The 18,375-nt window shown below is 45.5% G+C and carries 14 protein-coding genes; 13 read left to right on the top strand and 1 reads right to left on the bottom strand.

The window, feature by feature from the left end; genetic code table 11:
* Window positions 1–292: 292 nt before the first annotated feature.
* The 3 genes from purL to DPF91_RS06345 all read left to right on the top strand — a co-directional run bounded on the left by purL (window position 293) and on the right by DPF91_RS06345 (window position 5,573).
* On the top strand, window positions 293–4,204 hold the full coding sequence (gene purL, locus DPF91_RS06355; protein WP_117233589.1) for a phosphoribosylformylglycinamidine synthase: 3,912 nt from the start codon (window positions 293–295) through the stop codon (window positions 4,202–4,204).
* Between the two features lie 343 nt (window positions 4,205–4,547).
* Window positions 4,548–4,850, top strand: a complete 303-nt coding sequence (locus DPF91_RS06350; protein WP_117233588.1) for a DUF3622 domain-containing protein — start codon at window positions 4,548–4,550, stop codon at window positions 4,848–4,850.
* Window positions 4,851–5,033: 183 nt separating this feature from the next.
* Complete coding sequence (locus tag DPF91_RS06345) at window positions 5,034–5,573, top strand: DUF3332 family protein (protein WP_117233587.1); 540 nt, start codon at window positions 5,034–5,036, stop codon at window positions 5,571–5,573.
* A gap of 71 nt (window positions 5,574–5,644) precedes the next feature.
* On the opposite strand, the gene DPF91_RS06340 is transcribed toward DPF91_RS06345, so the two are convergent.
* Window positions 5,645–7,117, bottom strand: coding sequence for an aminoacyl-histidine dipeptidase (locus DPF91_RS06340; protein ID WP_117233586.1), 1,473 nt, complete (start codon window positions 7,115–7,117; stop codon window positions 5,645–5,647).
* 1,007 nt (window positions 7,118–8,124) lie between these two features.
* Between DPF91_RS06340 and DPF91_RS06335 the strand changes: the two genes are divergently transcribed.
* From DPF91_RS06335 to ribBA, 10 genes are all read left to right on the top strand, one after another.
* Entirely contained in the window at window positions 8,125–9,414 is a 1,290-nt protein-coding gene (locus DPF91_RS06335; RefSeq protein WP_117233585.1) for an NCS2 family permease, read from the top strand.
* A gap of 303 nt (window positions 9,415–9,717) precedes the next feature.
* Entirely contained in the window at window positions 9,718–10,182 is a 465-nt protein-coding gene (gene gpt, locus DPF91_RS06330) for a xanthine phosphoribosyltransferase (protein ID WP_117233584.1), read from the top strand.
* Between the two features lie 100 nt (window positions 10,183–10,282).
* A complete protein-coding gene (frsA, locus tag DPF91_RS06325) occupies window positions 10,283–11,530 on the top strand; it encodes an esterase FrsA (RefSeq protein WP_117233583.1) in 1,248 nt (415 codons plus the stop codon).
* 108 nt (window positions 11,531–11,638) lie between these two features.
* Complete coding sequence (gene crl / locus DPF91_RS06320) at window positions 11,639–12,025, top strand: sigma factor-binding protein Crl (RefSeq protein WP_117233582.1); 387 nt, start codon at window positions 11,639–11,641, stop codon at window positions 12,023–12,025.
* A gap of 155 nt (window positions 12,026–12,180) precedes the next feature.
* Complete coding sequence (proB, locus tag DPF91_RS06315; protein WP_206355543.1) at window positions 12,181–13,320, top strand: glutamate 5-kinase; 1,140 nt, start codon at window positions 12,181–12,183, stop codon at window positions 13,318–13,320.
* Window positions 13,321–13,384: 64 nt separating this feature from the next.
* Window positions 13,385–14,635, top strand: a complete 1,251-nt coding sequence (locus tag DPF91_RS06310) for a glutamate-5-semialdehyde dehydrogenase (protein WP_241033765.1) — start codon at window positions 13,385–13,387, stop codon at window positions 14,633–14,635.
* Window positions 14,636–14,835: 200 nt separating this feature from the next.
* Entirely contained in the window at window positions 14,836–15,285 is a 450-nt protein-coding gene (gene nrdR, locus DPF91_RS06305) for a transcriptional regulator NrdR (protein WP_117233581.1), read from the top strand.
* Window positions 15,286–15,303: 18 nt separating this feature from the next.
* Entirely contained in the window at window positions 15,304–16,422 is a 1,119-nt protein-coding gene (gene ribD, locus DPF91_RS06300) for a bifunctional diaminohydroxyphosphoribosylaminopyrimidine deaminase/5-amino-6-(5-phosphoribosylamino)uracil reductase RibD (protein ID WP_117233580.1), read from the top strand.
* Between the two features lie 9 nt (window positions 16,423–16,431).
* Entirely contained in the window at window positions 16,432–17,082 is a 651-nt protein-coding gene (locus tag DPF91_RS06295; RefSeq protein WP_117233579.1) for a riboflavin synthase, read from the top strand.
* 124 nt (window positions 17,083–17,206) lie between these two features.
* The gene (gene ribBA, locus DPF91_RS06290) at window positions 17,207–18,316 is read left to right on the top strand and encodes a bifunctional 3,4-dihydroxy-2-butanone-4-phosphate synthase/GTP cyclohydrolase II (protein WP_117233578.1); all 1,110 of its coding nucleotides are present in this window, start codon (window positions 17,207–17,209) and stop codon (window positions 18,314–18,316) included.
* The last annotated feature ends 59 nt before the right edge of the window (window positions 18,317–18,375 follow it).

Here is an 18,375-nt window from a genome sequence, read left to right as displayed (position 1 = left end):
TTTTGAGGACAAGTGTCATTATGGTCTCTTTATAGCAGAGCCCAAGATATTGAAAAAGTAGCTTTAAACAAAGATGCGTAAAATGGCGCAATTCTGACCAAAAGGCTAGATTCAAAAAAAAAGACGCAAACGGTTGCGTTTGGTGTTACGTCACAAAAAAAAATCCTATATAATGCGCCCGCATCGAAAGGTGGAATTGGCATATGTTCGAAGAAAACAGTTAGGTTACTCCTAAAACCCACTGAATCTATTCCAATATCACCTTAATCAATTGCATAAGAGACCTAAGCACATGAGAATTTTTCGTGGCTCCCCAGCTCTATCTGAATTTCGTGTTAACAAGCTTTTAGAGCTTTGTCGTGAACTAGGCCTACCTGTAACAGGTATCTACGCTGAGTTTGCACATTTTGCTGATCTAACGGCAGACCTAGATGCGTCTGAAGTTGAGAAACTAGAAAAACTGCTAACTTACGGTCCAACAATTGAAGAGCACGCGCCAGAAGGTATGCTTCTGCTTGCGACTCCTCGCCCAGGCACCATCTCGCCTTGGTCTTCAAAATCGACTGATATCGCAAATAACTGTGGTCTAGATAAGATCGTACGTCTTGAGCGCGGTACGGCTTACTACATCGAAACGTCTGCTGAACTTTCAGAGCTTCAACTGGTTGAGCTGAAAGCTATCCTGCACGATCGCATGATGGAAGTGATCTTCACTGATTTTGAATCAGCAGCGGCACTTTTCCAAGTAGCAGAGCCAGCACCAGTTGCTGACGTTGACCTACTAAACGGCGGCCGTGAAGCACTGGTTACTGCAAACGTAACGCTTGGTCTTGCACTGGCAGACGATGAAATCGAATACCTATACGACAGCTTTGTAAACAAGCTAGATCGTAACCCAACTGACATTGAGCTGATGATGTTTGCACAAGCGAACTCAGAGCACTGTCGTCACAAGATCTTCAATGCAGACTGGACTATCGATGGCGTTAAGCAAGATAAGTCACTGTTCAAGATGATCAAAAACACCTTCGAAACCACACCTGAAAACGTATTGTCTGCTTACAAAGATAACGCAGCGGTAATGGTAGGTTCTGATGTTGGTCGCTTCTTCCCGAATCCTGAAACTCGTCAGTACGGCTACAACCAAGAGAAAGCGCACATCCTAATGAAGGTGGAGACTCACAACCACCCAACCGCTATTTCTCCTTGGCCGGGCGCTTCAACAGGTTCAGGTGGCGAAATCCGTGACGAAGGCGCAACAGGTATTGGTGGTAAGCCAAAAGCGGGTCTTGTTGGTTTCACAACGTCTAACCTACGTATTCCTGGCTTTGAACAGCCATGGGAAACAGACTTCGGTAAGCCAGGTCGCATCGTTAACGCTCTAGACATCATGCTAGAGGGCCCACTAGGTGGCGCGGCGTTCAACAACGAATTTGGTCGTCCAAACCTTCTTGGTTACTTCCGTACTTACGAAGAGAAAGTAAACTCTCACGCAGGTGAAGAAGTTCGTGGTTACCACAAGCCAATCATGATTGCCGGTGGTATGGGTAACATCCGTGACGAGCACGTTCAGAAGAAAGAGATCCCAGTAGGAGCAAGCCTAATCGTTCTTGGTGGTCCAGCGATGAATATCGGCCTTGGTGGCGGCGCGGCATCTTCTATGGCATCTGGTCAATCAGCAGAAGACCTAGATTTCGCTTCAGTACAGCGTGAAAACCCAGAGATGGAACGTCGCTGTCAGGAAGTTATCGACCGTTGTTGGCAGCTTGGTGATGACAACCCAATCGCATTTATCCACGATGTGGGCGCGGGCGGTATCTCTAACGCACTTCCAGAGCTTGTAGACGATGGCGAACGTGGCGGTATCTTCCAGCTACGTGACGTACCAAACGATGAGCCGGGCATGAGCCCACTTGAGATCTGGTGTAACGAATCTCAAGAGCGTTACGTAATGGCTGTTGCTCCAGAGAACATGGAAGCATTCGATGCAATCTGTAAGCGTGAGCGCGCACCTTACGCTGTAGTAGGTGTGGCAACAGAAGAGCGTGATCTGAAACTAGAAGATTCACACTTCGACAACACGCCAATCGATATGCCAATGGACATCCTGCTAGGCAAAACGCCTAAGATGCACCGTGATGCGAAGACGCTAAAAGCGAACAACCCTGCGGTTAACCGCGACGGTATTGAGCTTAACGAAGCGGCAGACCGTGTTCTACGTCTACCAACCGTTGCAGAGAAAACATTCCTTATCACTATCGGTGACCGCTCGGTAACAGGCCTAGTTGCTCGTGACCAAATGGTTGGCCCATGGCAGGTTCCAGTAGCAAACTGTGCAGTAACAGCAGCAAGCTACGACACTTACCACGGTGAAGCAATGTCGATGGGTGAGCGTACACCAGTGGCTCTACTAGACTTCGGTGCATCAGCTCGTCTAGCAGTGGGTGAAGCAATCACCAACATTGCAGCGACAAACATCGGTGATATCAAGCACATTAAACTGTCTGCAAACTGGATGTCTCCAGCAGGCCACCCAGGTGAAGATGCAGGTCTTTACGAAGCAGTGAAAGCTGTGGGTGAAGAGCTATGTCCAGCACTTGGTCTGACTATCCCTGTTGGTAAAGACTCAATGTCGATGAAGACTAAGTGGGAAGATAACGGCGAGCAGAAAGAAGTAACGTCTCCGCTTTCTCTAATCATCACAGCGTTTGCTCGTGTTGAAGACGTTCGTAAGACAATCACACCTCAGCTTCGTACTGACAAGGGTAACACGTCACTAGTTCTTATCGACCTAGGTAACGGTCAAAACCGTCTAGGCGCAACAGCACTAGCACAGGTTTACAAGCAGCTAGGTGATAAGCCAGCAGACGTAGACAACGCTGCTCAGCTAAAAGGTTTCTACGAAGGTGTTCAAGCGTTGGTTGCTAACGAGCAAGTTGTGGCTTACCACGATAAAGGCGATGGCGGTCTATTCGTTACTCTTGCTGAGATGGCGTTCGCAGGTCACTGTGGTGTGAAAGCGGATATCGCTAACCTAGGCGATGACGCATTAGCAGCACTATTTAACGAAGAGCTAGGCGCAGTACTTCAGGTTAAGAACGATGATCTAGAAGCTGTACTTGCTACTCTAGCAGCGAACGGCCTAGAAGCATGTTCACACGTAATCGGAAGCGTTGAAGCATCAGATGAGCTAGTGATCACTTCTGGCGAAACAGTAGTTCTTGAGCGTAACCGTACTGAGCTACGTACAATCTGGGCTGAGACTACGCACAAGATGCAAGGTCTACGTGATAATCCAGCATGTGCTGACCAAGAGCATGAAGCGAAGAAAGACAACTCTGACCCAGGTCTGAACGTTAACCTAAGCTTTGATGTGAACGAAGACATCGCAGCACCATACATTGCCGGTTCTATGATAAATAAAGGCGCTAAGCCTAAGATGGCAATCCTACGTGAGCAGGGTGTTAACTCTCACGTTGAGATGGCAGCAGCCTTCGACCGTGCAGGCTTTGAAGCAACAGATATTCACATGAGCGACATCCTAACCGGTCAAGCTGCGTTAGAAGAGTACCAAGGCCTTGTGGCTTGTGGTGGCTTCTCTTACGGTGACGTACTAGGTGCTGGTGAAGGTTGGGCTAAGTCTATCCTGTTCAACGAGCAAGCTCGCAACCAGTTTGAAGGCTTCTTCCAGCGTGAAGATACCTTCTCACTAGGTGTATGTAACGGCTGTCAGATGCTATCGAACCTGAAAGAGCTAATCCCTGGTGCAGACCTATGGCCACGCTTCGTTCGTAACGAATCTGAGCGCTTTGAAGCTCGCTTTAGCCTAGTGGAAGTTCAGAAGTCTGATTCTGTATTCTTCGACGGCATGGCTGGCTCTCGTATGCCAATCGCAGTGTCACACGGTGAAGGCCGCGTAGAAGTACGTGGTGCTGACCACCTAGCAGCGATTGAAGCTTCAGGAACAGTTGCAGTACGTTACGTGGACAACCACGGTAACGCAACGCAACAATACCCGAACAACCCGAACGGTTCACCAAATGCAATCACAGGTCTAACGACTCAAGATGGCCGTGTAACTATCATGATGCCGCACCCTGAGCGTGTATTCCGCACAGTGGCGAACTCATGGTCTCCAGAAGGTTGGGGCGAAAACGGTGCTTGGATGCGTATGTTCCAGAACGCACGTAAGAATGTGGGTTAATGAGTTCCCAGTTAATTAGAAGCTAGTTCCTAGAAAGCAAAAGCGCAGATCGAAAGGTCTGCGTTTTCTTTTTATTAGACAGCTAGTGCGCTTCGCTTGTAGAAAACTAGAAAACTAGAAAACTAGAAAACTAGATATCTAGATTTTTGAATCTGAAGATGGACAAAGGGTTGACGCCCTAACGTCAACCTTCCAATATTCTCTAGCTCTCTAGCTCTCTAGCTCTCTAGCTCTCTAGCTCTCTAGCTCCTAGAAATAAAAAGTGTTCTTTGGCGCGTTTTATGCTCTAATACCGCGCTTGCCAAGGGATGGCTATATCCCTAATTAATCCCTTAGGAAACATATTATGTCGAATAAAAAATTTGCCATCCGTGTAACTGAAAAGCGTAACGGTTGGTGTGCAGAGATCACTCGCCAAGTAAGTCGTAACAAGACCGTCGTATCAAAGCGTGAAGCTGGATTTGATACCGAAGCTCTTGCTCAAGAGTGGGCTGAAAAAGAGTTAGCGGGTTTTGTTGTAAACCAAGCTGCACGTAACGAGCGTAAAGCAGTTGCACGTAAAGAGCGTGAGGCAGAGCAAAAAGCAGCAGCACTTCGTAAGAAGTTTGAGGCAGAGCAGCGCCGCGCAGCAGAAGAAACTGAATAATTCACTCAGTTCAACAAGCGATTTTAGAAAACCCCAGAGCATGAGCTCTGGGGTTTTCTTTTATGAATCAGAATATTCCGAGTCTTTTCATACTTGTTATCTCTGTGAACTGAACTAGTCTCAAAAGTGAGTTGTAACATGAACAGGCAAAGTGACATGTAATTAACCATAAAAGAGGAAGCTATGAAAAAGACAATGACAAAGGTAGTAGCATTAACAGCAGTGGCAGTTGCACTTTCGGGCTGTGTGGGTAGTAACGCAGTAACCGGTAAACTGATGCAATTTAATGTTGAAGTAGTGGATAACCGTTATGCAAGGGCTGGGGTTAACTTCCTTTTGGCTCCGGTATACGCAATTACAACAGCAGCCGACTATATCGTCTTTAACTCACTCGAATTCTGGACTGGTAAAAACCCATTAACTGGCTCCCCACACATCTTTGATACAAAAACAGACACTATGATTGATATCAACGATGATCTAGATGATTCATTGAAAGAAGCGCCTGTTGCTCCAATCTCCTACAACCGCCAGATTGAAAAAGGCGAGATGAATCAGATTGATGAGAATACATTCCGAATGGATATTACTTACAATACAGGTGAAACGTCGGTATTGATGGGGGTTAAAGATGGTGACAAGGTAAGCTACTATATGGATGGTCAGCTTGTATCTGAAACCTCGATCCAAGCACTGGAGCAACTTGCTGCTGAAAGTGCGTAACGGGTAAGGCAAAATAGAAAAGCCGAGCGATAGCTCGGCTTTGTTGTATCGGGTTGTTACTAAAGTACGAGTTACGCTTTCTCAGGGATTGCTTCTAGTAGCGCAACCATTTGATCCCAGAATAGCTGAACTGTATCAATCTTTACTTTCTCGTCTGGTGAGTGTGGGAACTTGATAGTAGGGCCAAATGAAACCATGTCCATTTCAGGGTAAGGTTTTTTAAATAGACCACATTCAAGACCTGCGTGAATCACCATGATGTTTGGCTTGTGACCGTAGATGCCTTCGTACATATCACGGAAGATTGCCATGATCTCAGAATCTGCATCTGGTTTCCAACCTGGGTAAGCGCCAGAGAAATCAATTGAAGCGCCTGCAAGTTCGGCTACTGAATGAAGCATACCTTCAACTTGTTCACGACCAGAGTCGATCAGAGAGCGGATCAAACACAACACAGTGATCTTATCAGCATCTGTTGTAATAACACCCACGTTTAGAGATGTCTCTACCACGCCTTCAATTTCATCACTCATGCGGATCACGCCATTTGGACAAGCGTTTAGTGCTGCGATAAAACGTTTTTGATCGGCAGTAGCAATAACTTCGTGGTGAGCTTCTATGGCTTCGTTGAATGTGACAATGTCAGTTTCTACTTTGCCTAGCTCAGTTTGAAGAAGGGTCGTGTAGAACTCGAACAGTTCAGCAAGTTTTGCTTCGTTCTCTTGAGGAAGTGCAACTGTAACGAATGCTTCACGAGGAATCGCGTTACGTAGGCTACCACCACGGAATTCAACGAGTCGAAGACCTAGCTCCTCTGCGTGACCTGCTAGGAAACGAGCAACTAGCTTGTTTGCGTTACCGCGACCAGTGTGGATGTCACAGCCAGAGTGGCCGCCTTTTAGACCTTTCAGCGTAAGCTGACGAGTCACAAAGCCTGCTGGAATTGCTTCGCGAGCGATGTCGAATGTCATTGCGCCATCGATACCACCGGCACAGCCCATGTAAACTTCGCCCTCTTGCTCTGAATCCGTGTTTAGTAGGATGTCACCTTCTAACCAACCAGCCTCAAGACCAAATGCGCCAGTCATGCCTGCTTCTTCATCTATTGTTAGTAGAACTTCGATCGGACCGTGCTTGATTTCTGTTGAAGCAAGAACCGCAAGACATGAAGCCATGCCCATGCCGTTATCTGCACCAAGAGTCGTGCCTTTTGCGGTTACCCACTCGCCATCAATGTATGGCTGGATTGGATCTTTAGTAAAGTCGTGGTCTGTGTCTTCGTTTTTCTGTGGAACCATGTCGATGTGAGCTTGTAGCACCACACCTTTCTTGTTTTCCATACCCGCAGTTGCTGGTTTTTTGATGAATACATTGCCAGTTGGATCTCGGCGAACCTCTAGACCTTGTTCTGTTGCCCAGTTTACGATGTATTGAGCTAGCTCTTCTTCGTACTTAGATGGATGTGGGATTGAACAAATCTTATCGAAGAACTGCCATAGAGGTGCTGGAGATAACTTACTGATCTCTGAGTGGAATTCCGACACGGACGACTCCTTTACTATAGTTTGGTAGTACTCTATTCGATATATCGGCCCATATTTAGCCAATATAACTGAGTATCTTTAGTGATTTAGCATGAAAGAATACCATTTACTAACAAGGTGGAATAGGGGAGTTGTCGTGCTAGCAATCACAAATCCCTCGTCTTTGCGCTGTAAACTGATACAAATCTAAATCTGGCATATAATTATGTAATTAAATTACAGAATTACTTGTGATCTTATCGATCTTAGGACTAATTGTGAGTTGGGTCTACTTTTGTGTTGTAATTTTTTTTCATGGTGGTATATTTATAACCAACTTCACAAGTGAAGAGTAAATGCTCAAAGGATGAGTCCGAATATCGCCTCCATGGAACCGAGAAATCAAACAGTAATTTACGACTAGATTGAAAGGTGATAGCAATGAATGGTTTACCGTCTGCAAAGTTTTGGGAGTTTAACTCTCTATACAAAAGCAACTTTGTGTACAACCCGACTTTTGGCTACTGAAGCCAAAAAGCCATATGCGCAAGCATGTGATATGAACGTATGTTCACCCCCCTATATTATTGAAATTTTTTTACAGCTATTTGGCTGAAGAATTCACCGCCACTCAATTTGAGTGGCGTTTTTTTATCTTATTATCCAACCCTAGTGGTGCAAATTTGCACTCCAACCCAATCTTTTCTTTTATTTCTGCGTTTAACGCCAGTCAATTAGATGAAATGCTTCATTTTATGTTTGTTGTGAGTGATATTTGAAGATGAAAGAAAACAACATGGTACGTTTTTTATTCATTTTTATACTGAACAGTTTCAAAATGTAAGTTATTGAAAGTTATTGATTAACTCGCTTACTTATTGCGAAGTTACTATCTTGGTTTCATAACGTTGTTCGATAAAATTTGTTTAGAGTGAAAATTCTATCTGGAATTTCATATTTTATGACTTTATAATCCTCAGCCAATCGATTACGCAACCGTTTACTTTTTACCCTTTAGGAACTCGATTATGCTGGAAAAGCTATTTAAACTCAGTGAAAACGGCACGAACGTGCGCACTGAGATCATCGCAGGTATCACTACCTTCCTAACGATGGCATACATTATCTTTGTTAACCCTGCAATGCTGGCAGATGCTGGTATGGACAAAGGTGCTGTATTTGTTGCTACCTGTCTTGCTGCAGCTATCGGCTGTTTCATCATGGGCTTTGTTGCCAACTACCCAATTGCACTAGCGCCGGGTATGGGCCTGAATGCTTTCTTCACCTACGGTGTTGTTCTAGGCATGGGACACTCATGGCAAGTAGCACTTGGTGCGGTATTCGTATCAGGTATTATCTTCATGGCACTGAGTATCTTTAAGGTACGAGAGTGGATCATTAACTCGATCCCAATGTCGTTACGCACAGGTATCTCTGCAGGTATCGGTCTTTTCCTAGCGTTCATCGGTCTACAAAATTCAGGTATTGTTGTTGATAACCCGGCAACGCTAGTGGGTCTTGGCAACATCACAGGTCTACAACAAGCACTTGCTGCACTAGGTTTCTTCCTGACTATCGCTTTGGTTTATCGAGGTGTTCGTGGTGCAGTAATGATCTCTATCCTAGTGATCACTGGTATCGGCCTAATCTTGGGTGATGTACAGTGGGGCGGCATCATGTCTACACCACCAAGCATTGCGCCAACGCTAATGGAAATGAACATTGCTGACGTATTTGAAGTTGGCATGATCTCTGTCGTATTCGCTTTCCTATTCGTTGACCTATTTGATACAGCGGGCACGCTAGTTGGTGTTGCTCAAAAAGCGGACCTAATCAAAGAAGATGGTAAGCTTCCTCGTCTAAGCAAAGCCCTTCTTGCTGACTCAACGGCAACTTCTGTTGGTGCGGTTCTAGGTACGTCAAGCACAACCTCTTACGTTGAATCTACAGCAGGTGTTGCAGCTGGTGGTCGTACTGGTCTAACTGCTGTAGTTGTTGGTGTAATGTTCCTACTGGCACTATTCTTCTCACCATTAGCGGGTATGATTCCAGCTTACGCAACAGCAGGTGCGCTATTCTACGTAGCTATCCTAATGATGTCTGGTCTAGTAAGTGTTGACTGGCGTGACCTAACAGAAGCAGCACCAGTTGTAGTGACTTGTCTTCTAATGCCACTGACTTACTCAATTGCTGAAGGTATTGCACTAGGCTTTATCTCTTACGCTGCAATTAAGCTGCTAAGTGGTAAGGGCCGTGACGTATCTATCAGCGTTTGGGTTCTATCAGCAGTCTTTGTTCTTAAGTATCTATTTGCTTAAGCGTAGATTCGTCACTTAAGAGTGGCTTAGAGCATCACGTATTTCTTATGAAGTGTCGTGTTGGCTAAAGTGCAGCTAACTACCTGTACTCAAAATAAAAAGTTGTTCAATCGCCATAGTTAGAGATTAACTATGGCGATTAATTTTTTTCCGTGGAGGTATTCTCCGTTGGTATTGTCAGGCGCTTTCGGTAAAATAAACGTTTGCGCGACTTTTCCCCTCTTGCTTACTGCACATTTTCAAGCAAGTACATCAATTGGTGTAACTGGGATGAGTGACTCTTTAAACTATTAGGTTATTACAATGAGCAAGAAATTCATTATCACTTGGGATGCGATGCAGACATACTGCCGCGAACTAGCAGAAAAACAGATGCCAGCAGAGCAATGGAAAGGTATTTGGGCGGTAAGCCGTGGTGGTCTAGTTCCTGGTGCGATCCTAGCGCGTGAACTGGGTATTCGTCACGTTGATACTATTTGTATCTCTAGCTACGACCACGATCACCAACGTGATATGACCGTAGTTAAAGCACCAGAAGGTGACGGTGAAGGTTTCCTAATCGTTGAAGACCTAGTAGATAGCGGCGACACTGCTCGTAAATTACGTGAAATGTACCCGAAAGCGAAGCTTATCGCGGTATGTGCTAAGCCTGCTGGTGTTGAACTACTTGACGATTACGTAGTTGATATCGCTCAAGAGACTTGGATTGAGCAACCTTGGGATATGTCAATCCAGTACGCAGAGCCAATTAACCGTAAGATCAAATAAACTTCGGTAAGAATTGATTAAATGCCCCTAATCTTAGGGGCATTTTTTTTGCTATTATCGACCTATTGGGAAGGTGATCCCGTCTAGATTGTGAGTCGATATGTCTGAAAATAGCAGTAAAAATCTATCAGAAACCCTATTCGTAAAGCATAAACAAGCCAAAGAGACCTCTGGGTTGACGCGTTATATGCCGAGCAGTGAAACCCTACTAGAAACGAAAAAGAAAACCGATCGAAGTTCGTGGTATCGCCATGTCCGTCGCATGCAATGGATCTGGCTGGGGATGGATCCTATCGAACAAGAGAGTGTGTTGTCGCGTATAGCATCATCTGATCACTCTCGAACGGAAGACGATTGGTTAGATACTGTGATGGGGTATCACTCTGGTAACTGGGCTTATGAATGGACAAAGCTTGGAATGCACCATCAAAAGCAAGCAAATGGCATGCAGGGAGATGATGCCGCCGAAGAACTGTTCAATGCTTCCCTGTGTTTTTCTATAGCTGGCTATCCTCATTTGAAAGGAGACAATCTCGCGAATCAAGCCCAGGTTCTAGCGAACAATGCTTTCCAAGAAGCCGCGAAGTTGTCTAAGTATCAAATCAAGACGCTCGATATCCCGATTCAAGGGAAAACGATCAAAGCCAACCTACACCTACCTCATACGGACCGACCACTGCCAGTTGTCATTGTCAGCGCTGGTTTGGATAGCTTACAAACTGACATGTGGCGAATCTTCCGCGATTACCTTGCGCCAAAAGAGATCGCGATGATTACCCTTGATATGCCAGCCCTTGGCCAAAGTGCTCATGTGACATTGAGTGAAGACTCCAGTGCTGTGCATCAAGCGGTGTTAAATGAATTGCCGAACCTACCGTGGGTTGACCAACACAAGGTCGGCCTATTTGGTTATCGTTTTGGTGGTAATGCTGCTGTGCGCCTTGCATTTCTGGAGCAAGAAAAGGTTAAGGCGTGTGTTGCATTAGGTGCACCAATTCATGATGTTTTAGCTTCTCCAAATAAGATGAAGCAAATGTCTAAGATGTACCTAGATGTTTTAGGCTCGCGTCTTGATAAAGTGCCTCTGGATATTAATTCTCTGGCTTCGCAAATGATGGCTTGGTCGTTAAAAGTTCAAGGCTTCTTGACCTCGAAGAAAACCAAGGTGCCTATTTTGGCACTCAGTCTAGATGGCGATCCGGTATCACCGCACACTGACAATCAGTTAGTCGCAATGTTCTCTCAATACGGTAAAGCGAAAAAGATCGACTCGAAGAGTTTGTCTGGTGGTTACGAAAAATCGTTAGCTCTGGCAATAAAATGGCTTGAAGATGAATTGTTTAGGTGACATTTTGAGCGGAATCATGTAAAGATATTGTTAACGGATTAATTTCATTGCCACTGATAACATAACAAACAAGTGGTAGGTAACTTTAACAAGGAAGAGGACCTTTCAATGTCAGAAAAGGCTGTACCCACTCATTTTCGCTTACTTAGTAAGCTAAAAGCGATAGGCCCATATCTTAGAGAGAATGAGTCAAACGAAACTCACTATCTTTTTGACTGCTTATCTGTGTGTGTTGACGATAAAAAATCTCCAGAAGAGCGTGAATTTTGGGGCTGGTGGTTAGAGCTCGCTCGCACCGAGACGGGCTTTGATGCAAATTATAGCATCGGTTGCTATAACCAAGCTGGGGATTGGGTTGAGCAAGCCTTACCAGATAGTGCCAAGAAAGAGGTTTTACGCACTCAAGAGAGCTTCCATAGCAAGCTTGAAGAGATGCTGCAAAAAGAGTTCGAACTGAGCGTAGCTTTACACGAATCATCTAGCGAATTCGTCTGATTTTAGTCGCTAACAAACAATTCAAACGAAAAAGGTGCAATTTTGCACCTTTTCTTCTTGTGAAATCCTCCAGTCATTGATAAAACATCCAAATCTTCATTTTTCATGTCCCAAGTGATTATTTGGCTTTCTAGCCGAAAATCTAACAGCATATAGTGGCAATTGTGGAAACAAATCAAAACCAATCTCAACGCCAAACCATCGTCGTAAAGTTAGGAACAAGTGTTCTTACTGGCGGTACGTTAGCACTTGACCGCGCTCATATGGTTGAGCTGGTGCGTCAGTGCGCAGAGCTAATTAAACAAGGCCACTCTGTGGTTATGGTTTCATCAGGCGCTATTGCCGCTGGACGTGAACATCTGAACTACCCCGCATTGCCCAACTCTATGGCAAGTAAGCAATTACTCGCTGCAGTAGGGCAGAGTCAGCTTATCCAAGCTTGGGAATCCTTGTTCGCGATTTATGGTCTCAAAATTGGTCAAATGTTGCTAACTCGCGCCGACCTCGATGACCGTGAGCGCTTTTTGAATGCACGCGACACCATCAATGCGCTAGTCGATAACGGCATCATCCCTATTGTTAACGAGAATGACGCCGTTGCGACCAGCGAGATTAAGGTTGGTGATAACGACAACCTATCTGCTTTGGTAGGTATTCTTTGTGGTGCGGATAAACTGCTGCTGTTAACCGACCAGAAAGGTTTGTTTACCGCCGATCCTCGTAAAGACCCGAATGCTGAGTTGATCAAAGAAGTCAAAACCATAGACGATACATTGAGAAAGATTGCTGGTGGCAGTGGAACCACTCTGGGCACGGGTGGTATGGCGACGAAACTACAAGCTGCAGATATTGCACGTCGTGCTGGTATTGAAGTTATTATTGCAGCTGGTAGCGCCGAGAATGTGGTGTTTGACGCATTAAGTGCAAACCCGCAAGGTACTCGATTCCTACCATTGGAAGAGGCCTTAGAGAACCGCAAGCGTTGGATTTTAGCTGGGCCAGCCGCCGCAGGCGACATCGTGATCGATGATGGTGCCACCAATGCTGTCATCAACAAAGGCAGTAGCTTGTTAGCGAAAGGTGTAGTGAGAGTCAGTGGCGAGTTTTCTCGTGGTGGCGTGATTCGCGTCTTAAATGCCCAGGGCAAACTGATTGCACGTGGTATTTCGAGCTACTCTAGCCAAGACCTTGCTAAGATTAGTGGCAAACACAGTAAAGATATTACCGATATTTTAGGTTATGACTACGGATCTGAAGTGATTCATCGTGATGACCTGGTTGTCATTCAAGAGTAGATGCTACTTAAAGACCAATGACAACACGAACCCGTTTCGTAAACAGATTTTAGGAGAGTTAAACGTGGATTTAACTAACATGGGGATCGCAGCAAAAGACGCTGCATTTCACCTTGCGACAGCATCGACTGCGCAGAAGAACAAAGCTCTGGCAATCATCGCCGATGAATTGGAAGCGAACTCTGAAGTGATTTTGGCGGCGAACGCGAAAGACATAGAGTTAGGTCGTGAAGCTGGCTTGACCGATGCGTTGCTTGATCGTCTTCTTTTAAACGAAGAGCGCTTAACTGGTATCGCTAACGATGTACGTAATGTCATTAGCTTAAACGACCCTGTAGGTAGCGAAATCGATAGCAAGGTACTTGAAAATGGTATGGCGTTGTCTCGTCGTCGCGTACCTTTAGGCGTGGTCGGTGTTATCTATGAAGCGCGTCCAAACGTGACCATCGATATTGCTGCACTGTGCTTAAAAACGGGCAACGCAAGTATTCTACGTGGTGGTAAAGAAACCTTCTTCTCAAACATGGAGCTGGTTAAGGTTATTCAATCTGCTCTTGAAAAAGCTGAACTTCCAGCAGCATCGGTGCAATACATTGAGAAGCCAGATCGCGAGCTTGTTGCTCAACTGCTTAAGTTAGACGAATACGTGGATATGATTATCCCTCGCGGAGGTGCTGGTCTACACAAAATGTGTCAGGAGAACAGTACGATTCCAGTGATCATCGGTGGATTTGGTATCAGCCATATCTTCATTGATGAAAGTGCTGATCTCGAGCGCTCTCTAAATGTGGTTGAAAACTCGAAGGTTCAACGCCCATCTGCGTGTAATGCTCTAGACACCTTGCTAGTACACAAAGCGGTTGCTGAAGAGTTCTTGCCTAAGTTGGTTGAGCGCTTGAACGGTAAAGTGGCATTGGTTTCTGATGCTTCAGCTAAACCTTTGGTAGCAAATGCCGCTGATGTGCGTGATGCACAGGAAGGCGATTTTGATACTGAGTGGCTAAGTTACACATTAGGTGTGAAGGTGGTTGCGGATGTAAAAGAAGCTATTGACCACATGAGAGTTCATAACGCGAGTCACTCTGATGCCATAATGACCAACAGTCTGCAAAACTCAGAGCTATTCATTAACTCTGTGGGATCTGCTGCAGTATATGTGAACGCTTCAACTCGTTTCACCGATGGTGCGCAATTTGGCCTAGGTGCTGAGGTCGCGGTATCAACGCAAAAGCTGCATGCTCGAGGTCCTATGGGACTAGAAGAGCTCACTAGCTACAAGTGGGTGGGTAAAGCGGATTACCTGATTCGTTCATAAGGTGATTTACTTACCGTGAGTCATATCACTCAAATTATGATATTTCATTGAATTAAGGGCCTATATAGGCCCTTTTTCTTTCCTTAGTTATTACGATTCCGTTAAACTTAAGCAGATATGCAAGCCAAAAGTATTGGTTTGAGTGACCTAGATGAATAGAAACTAGTGTGACGAAACCTAACTCATGATATGGAGATGATATGCATTGTCCTTTTTGCTCAGAGAACGATACCAAGGTAATTGATTCTCGCTTGGTGGCGGATGGTCATCAGGTCCGTCGCCGTCGTCAATGTTTAGCGTGTAATGAACGCTTCACGACTTTTGAAACCGCTGAGCTTGTCATGCCAAAAGTCATCAAATCAAATGGTAACCGCGAACCATTTAATGAAGATAAAATGGTGGGTGGTTTTCAACGTGCCTTAGAGAAGCGTCCAGTTAGTGCGGATTCTATTGAGCTTGCGATCAGCACGATTAAATCTCAGTTGAGAGCAACGGGTGAGCGTGAAGTCCCGAGCGATATGATCGGTAACTTGGTGATGGATCAGCTAAAAGAGCTCGATAAAGTAGCCTACATTCGTTTTGCCTCGGTTTACCGTAGCTTTGAAGATATTCGTGAGTTTGGTGAAGAAATTGCCAAGCTAGAAGATTAACTTCGTAGGTAGGCACTGATGACTCCTAATTTCTCCACCTTAGACCATCAAATGATGGCAAAGGCGATAAAGCTGGCAGCGAAAGGGCGTTTTACAACCGCGCCAAATCCGAACGTGGGTTGTGTCATCACACTCGATGATCAGATTGTCGGTGAAGGCTTTCACTTCAAAGCTGGTGAACCTCACGCTGAGGTGCACGCTATCCGTCAAGCGGGCGATAAAACCCAGGGGGCGACAGCTTATGTCACGCTTGAGCCGTGTTCTCATTATGGGCGAACCCCACCCTGTGCTGAAGGCTTGATTAAGGCAGGTGTCAGCCGAGTTGTCTGCGCGATGAGTGACCCAAACCCTCAAGTTGCTGGACGTGGTTTTTCAATGCTCCGAGAGGCCGGGATCCAAGTGGATGTTGGTTTGCTTGAACAAGAGTCTCGTCGGCTTAATCCCGGTTTCTTGACTAAAATGGAAACGGGGCATCCTTTCGTTCAACTGAAATTAGCGGCGAGCTTAGATGGGCAAACGGCGCTTGCTAACGGTAAAAGTCAGTGGATCACCGCAGTAAAAGCGCGCCAAGATGTTCAATGCTATCGTGCGTTAAGTGGTGCGATACTCTCAACCAGTAAAACGGTTATTGACGATAATGCCTCTCTCAATGTTCGATGGGATGATTTACCAAGCTCTGTGAGTGACAATATTGAGCCGGCTCAGCTGCGCCAACCTGCTAGAATTATCCTAGATCGCCAAAATCAACTGTCAGCCAATTCTGAATTAAAGATTCATCATACCGACGGTGAGTTGCTCATCGTGAGCGAAAGTGACCGTAGTGATGTCGCAATCGTCGTTGAAAATAACAAAATTGATTTACCTCAGTTGCTTGAAACCTTGGCTTCAAGGCACAACGTTAATCACCTGTGGGTAGAAGCTGGCGCAACACTAGCAAAGAGCTTTGTTGAGCAAGGGTTAGTGGATGAGCTTATTATCTATCTTGCTCCAAAACTGATGGGTGCTGATGGGCGAGGGCTGTTTAGTTCGCTTGGTTTTGCTGAGATGAGTGAAGTGATTAACTTGGATATTCAAGATCTACGAATGGTAGGATCGGATATCAGAGTGACGGCTAAGATCGTAAAAAAGAAAGATTAAGAAGAAGTTATGTTTACAGGAATTGTTGAGGCTGTAGGTACTCTAAGTGCAATTACGCCAAAAGGTGAAGACGTTACGGTGACCGTTCAAGTCGGTAGTCTGGATATGTCTGATGTGAAGCTTGGAGACAGTATTGCAACCAATGGTGTGTGCCTGACTGTGATCGACTTTGACAGTCAAAGCTATCAAGCGGATTTATCTCTAGAGACTCTGAACAAAACTGGCTTCGCTCAGTACCAGGCTGGGGATGAGGTTAACCTTGAGAAAGCGATGCTACCAACCACGCGTTTCGGTGGTCACATTGTGTCTGGTCATGTTGATGGTGTTGGTAAAATCATCGAGCGTAACAGCGTGGGTCGCGCGATTGAGTTCTGGGTTGAGATGCCTGCTGAACTGTCAAAGTATGTGGCAGAGAAGGGGTCGATTACCGTCGATGGTATCAGCTTGACCGTCAACGCTCTTCGTAAAAATGCCTTCAAGCTGACCATTGTTCCGCATACTTCATCTGAAACGACGATTGATGATTTTCAAGTTGGTCGATTGGTGAACTTAGAAGTGGATGTGTTGGCTCGCTATATGGAGCAGCTACTGCGTGGTCAACAAGCCGAGCCTGAATCACGAATTACCATGGAATTTTTACAACAAAATGGTTTTGCATAAGGGCGAGTGCCCTTATTTTTAGTATCGTTACGCAAACGATAACCTATTGTGCTTGCTGATATTTTTACGACATTTAACCTGTCAGCACACATCAAATAATTTACCGCTGTCATAGGAAGCAACAATGCCAATTAGTACTCCACAGGAAATTATTGAAGATATTCGCCTTGGTAAAATGGTCGTCTTGATGGATGACGAAGACCGTGAGAATGAAGGCGATCTAATTATGGCTGCAGAACATGTAACGCCTGAAGCGATTAACTTTATGGCCACTCATGGCCGTGGCCTAATTTGTCTAACTATGACAAAAGAGCGTTGTGAGATGCTAGGTCTACCTCCTATGGTTCAAGACAACAACGCGCAGTACACCACTAACTTTACTGTATCGATTGAAGCCGCTGAAGGTGTCACGACAGGTATCTCTGCAGCAGACCGCTCTCGCACTGTAGAGGCTGCGGTAGCGAAAGATGCAAAAGCAGCGGACCTTGTTCAGCCAGGTCACATCTTCCCACTTGCGGCTCAAGAGGGCGGTGTTCTAACTCGCGCAGGTCATACCGAAGCGGGTTGTGATTTAGCTCGTCTTGCGGGTTGTGAGCCTGCGGGTGTTATCGTTGAGATCCTAAACGACGATGGCACAATGGCACGTCGTCCAGACCTTGAAATCTTTGCTGAAAAGCACGGTATCAAGTTAGGCACGATTGCGGACCTGATTGAATACCGCAACAACACGGAAACAACGATTGAGTGTGTAGCGAAGTGCAAGCTGCCAACAGAGTTTGGTGAGTTTGACCTTGTGACCTACCGTGACACCATCGATAACCAAGTGCACTATGCATTGTGTAATGGTGACCTTTCTAAAGACGCACCTTTAGTTCGTGTTCACCTACAAGATACCTTCACTGACCTGCTACACAGTAACCGTAATGCTGACCGTAGCTGGACACTAGATGCAGCAATGAAACGTATCGGTGATGAAGGCGGCGTATTGGTTATCCTTGGCAACGAAGAGTCTACAGACCTTCTCGTACATCGCGTGAAGATGTTTGAAGCTCAAGATAAAGGCGAAGCACCGACGCTTGCTAAGAAACAAGGTACTTCTCGTCGCGTAGGTGTTGGCTCTCAGATTCTACAAGATCTAGGTGTGCACGATATGCGCTTACTTTCTTCTGAAGATAAGAAGTACCATGCATTGGGTGGCTTTGGTCTTAACGTTGTTGAATACGTTTGTAAGTAGAGCCTGAGAGTCGAGTTCCTAGTCCCTAGAGGAAAATAGATATTCTCACCTCTAGAGAC

Source organism: Vibrio maerlii (assembly GCF_003415655.1).
In the GTDB taxonomy this organism is placed as follows: Bacteria; Pseudomonadota; Gammaproteobacteria; order Enterobacterales; family Vibrionaceae; genus Vibrio; species Vibrio maerlii.
The sequence above is the reverse complement of the archived record's forward strand: the minus strand, read 5'-3'. Positions and strand labels throughout refer to the sequence as shown.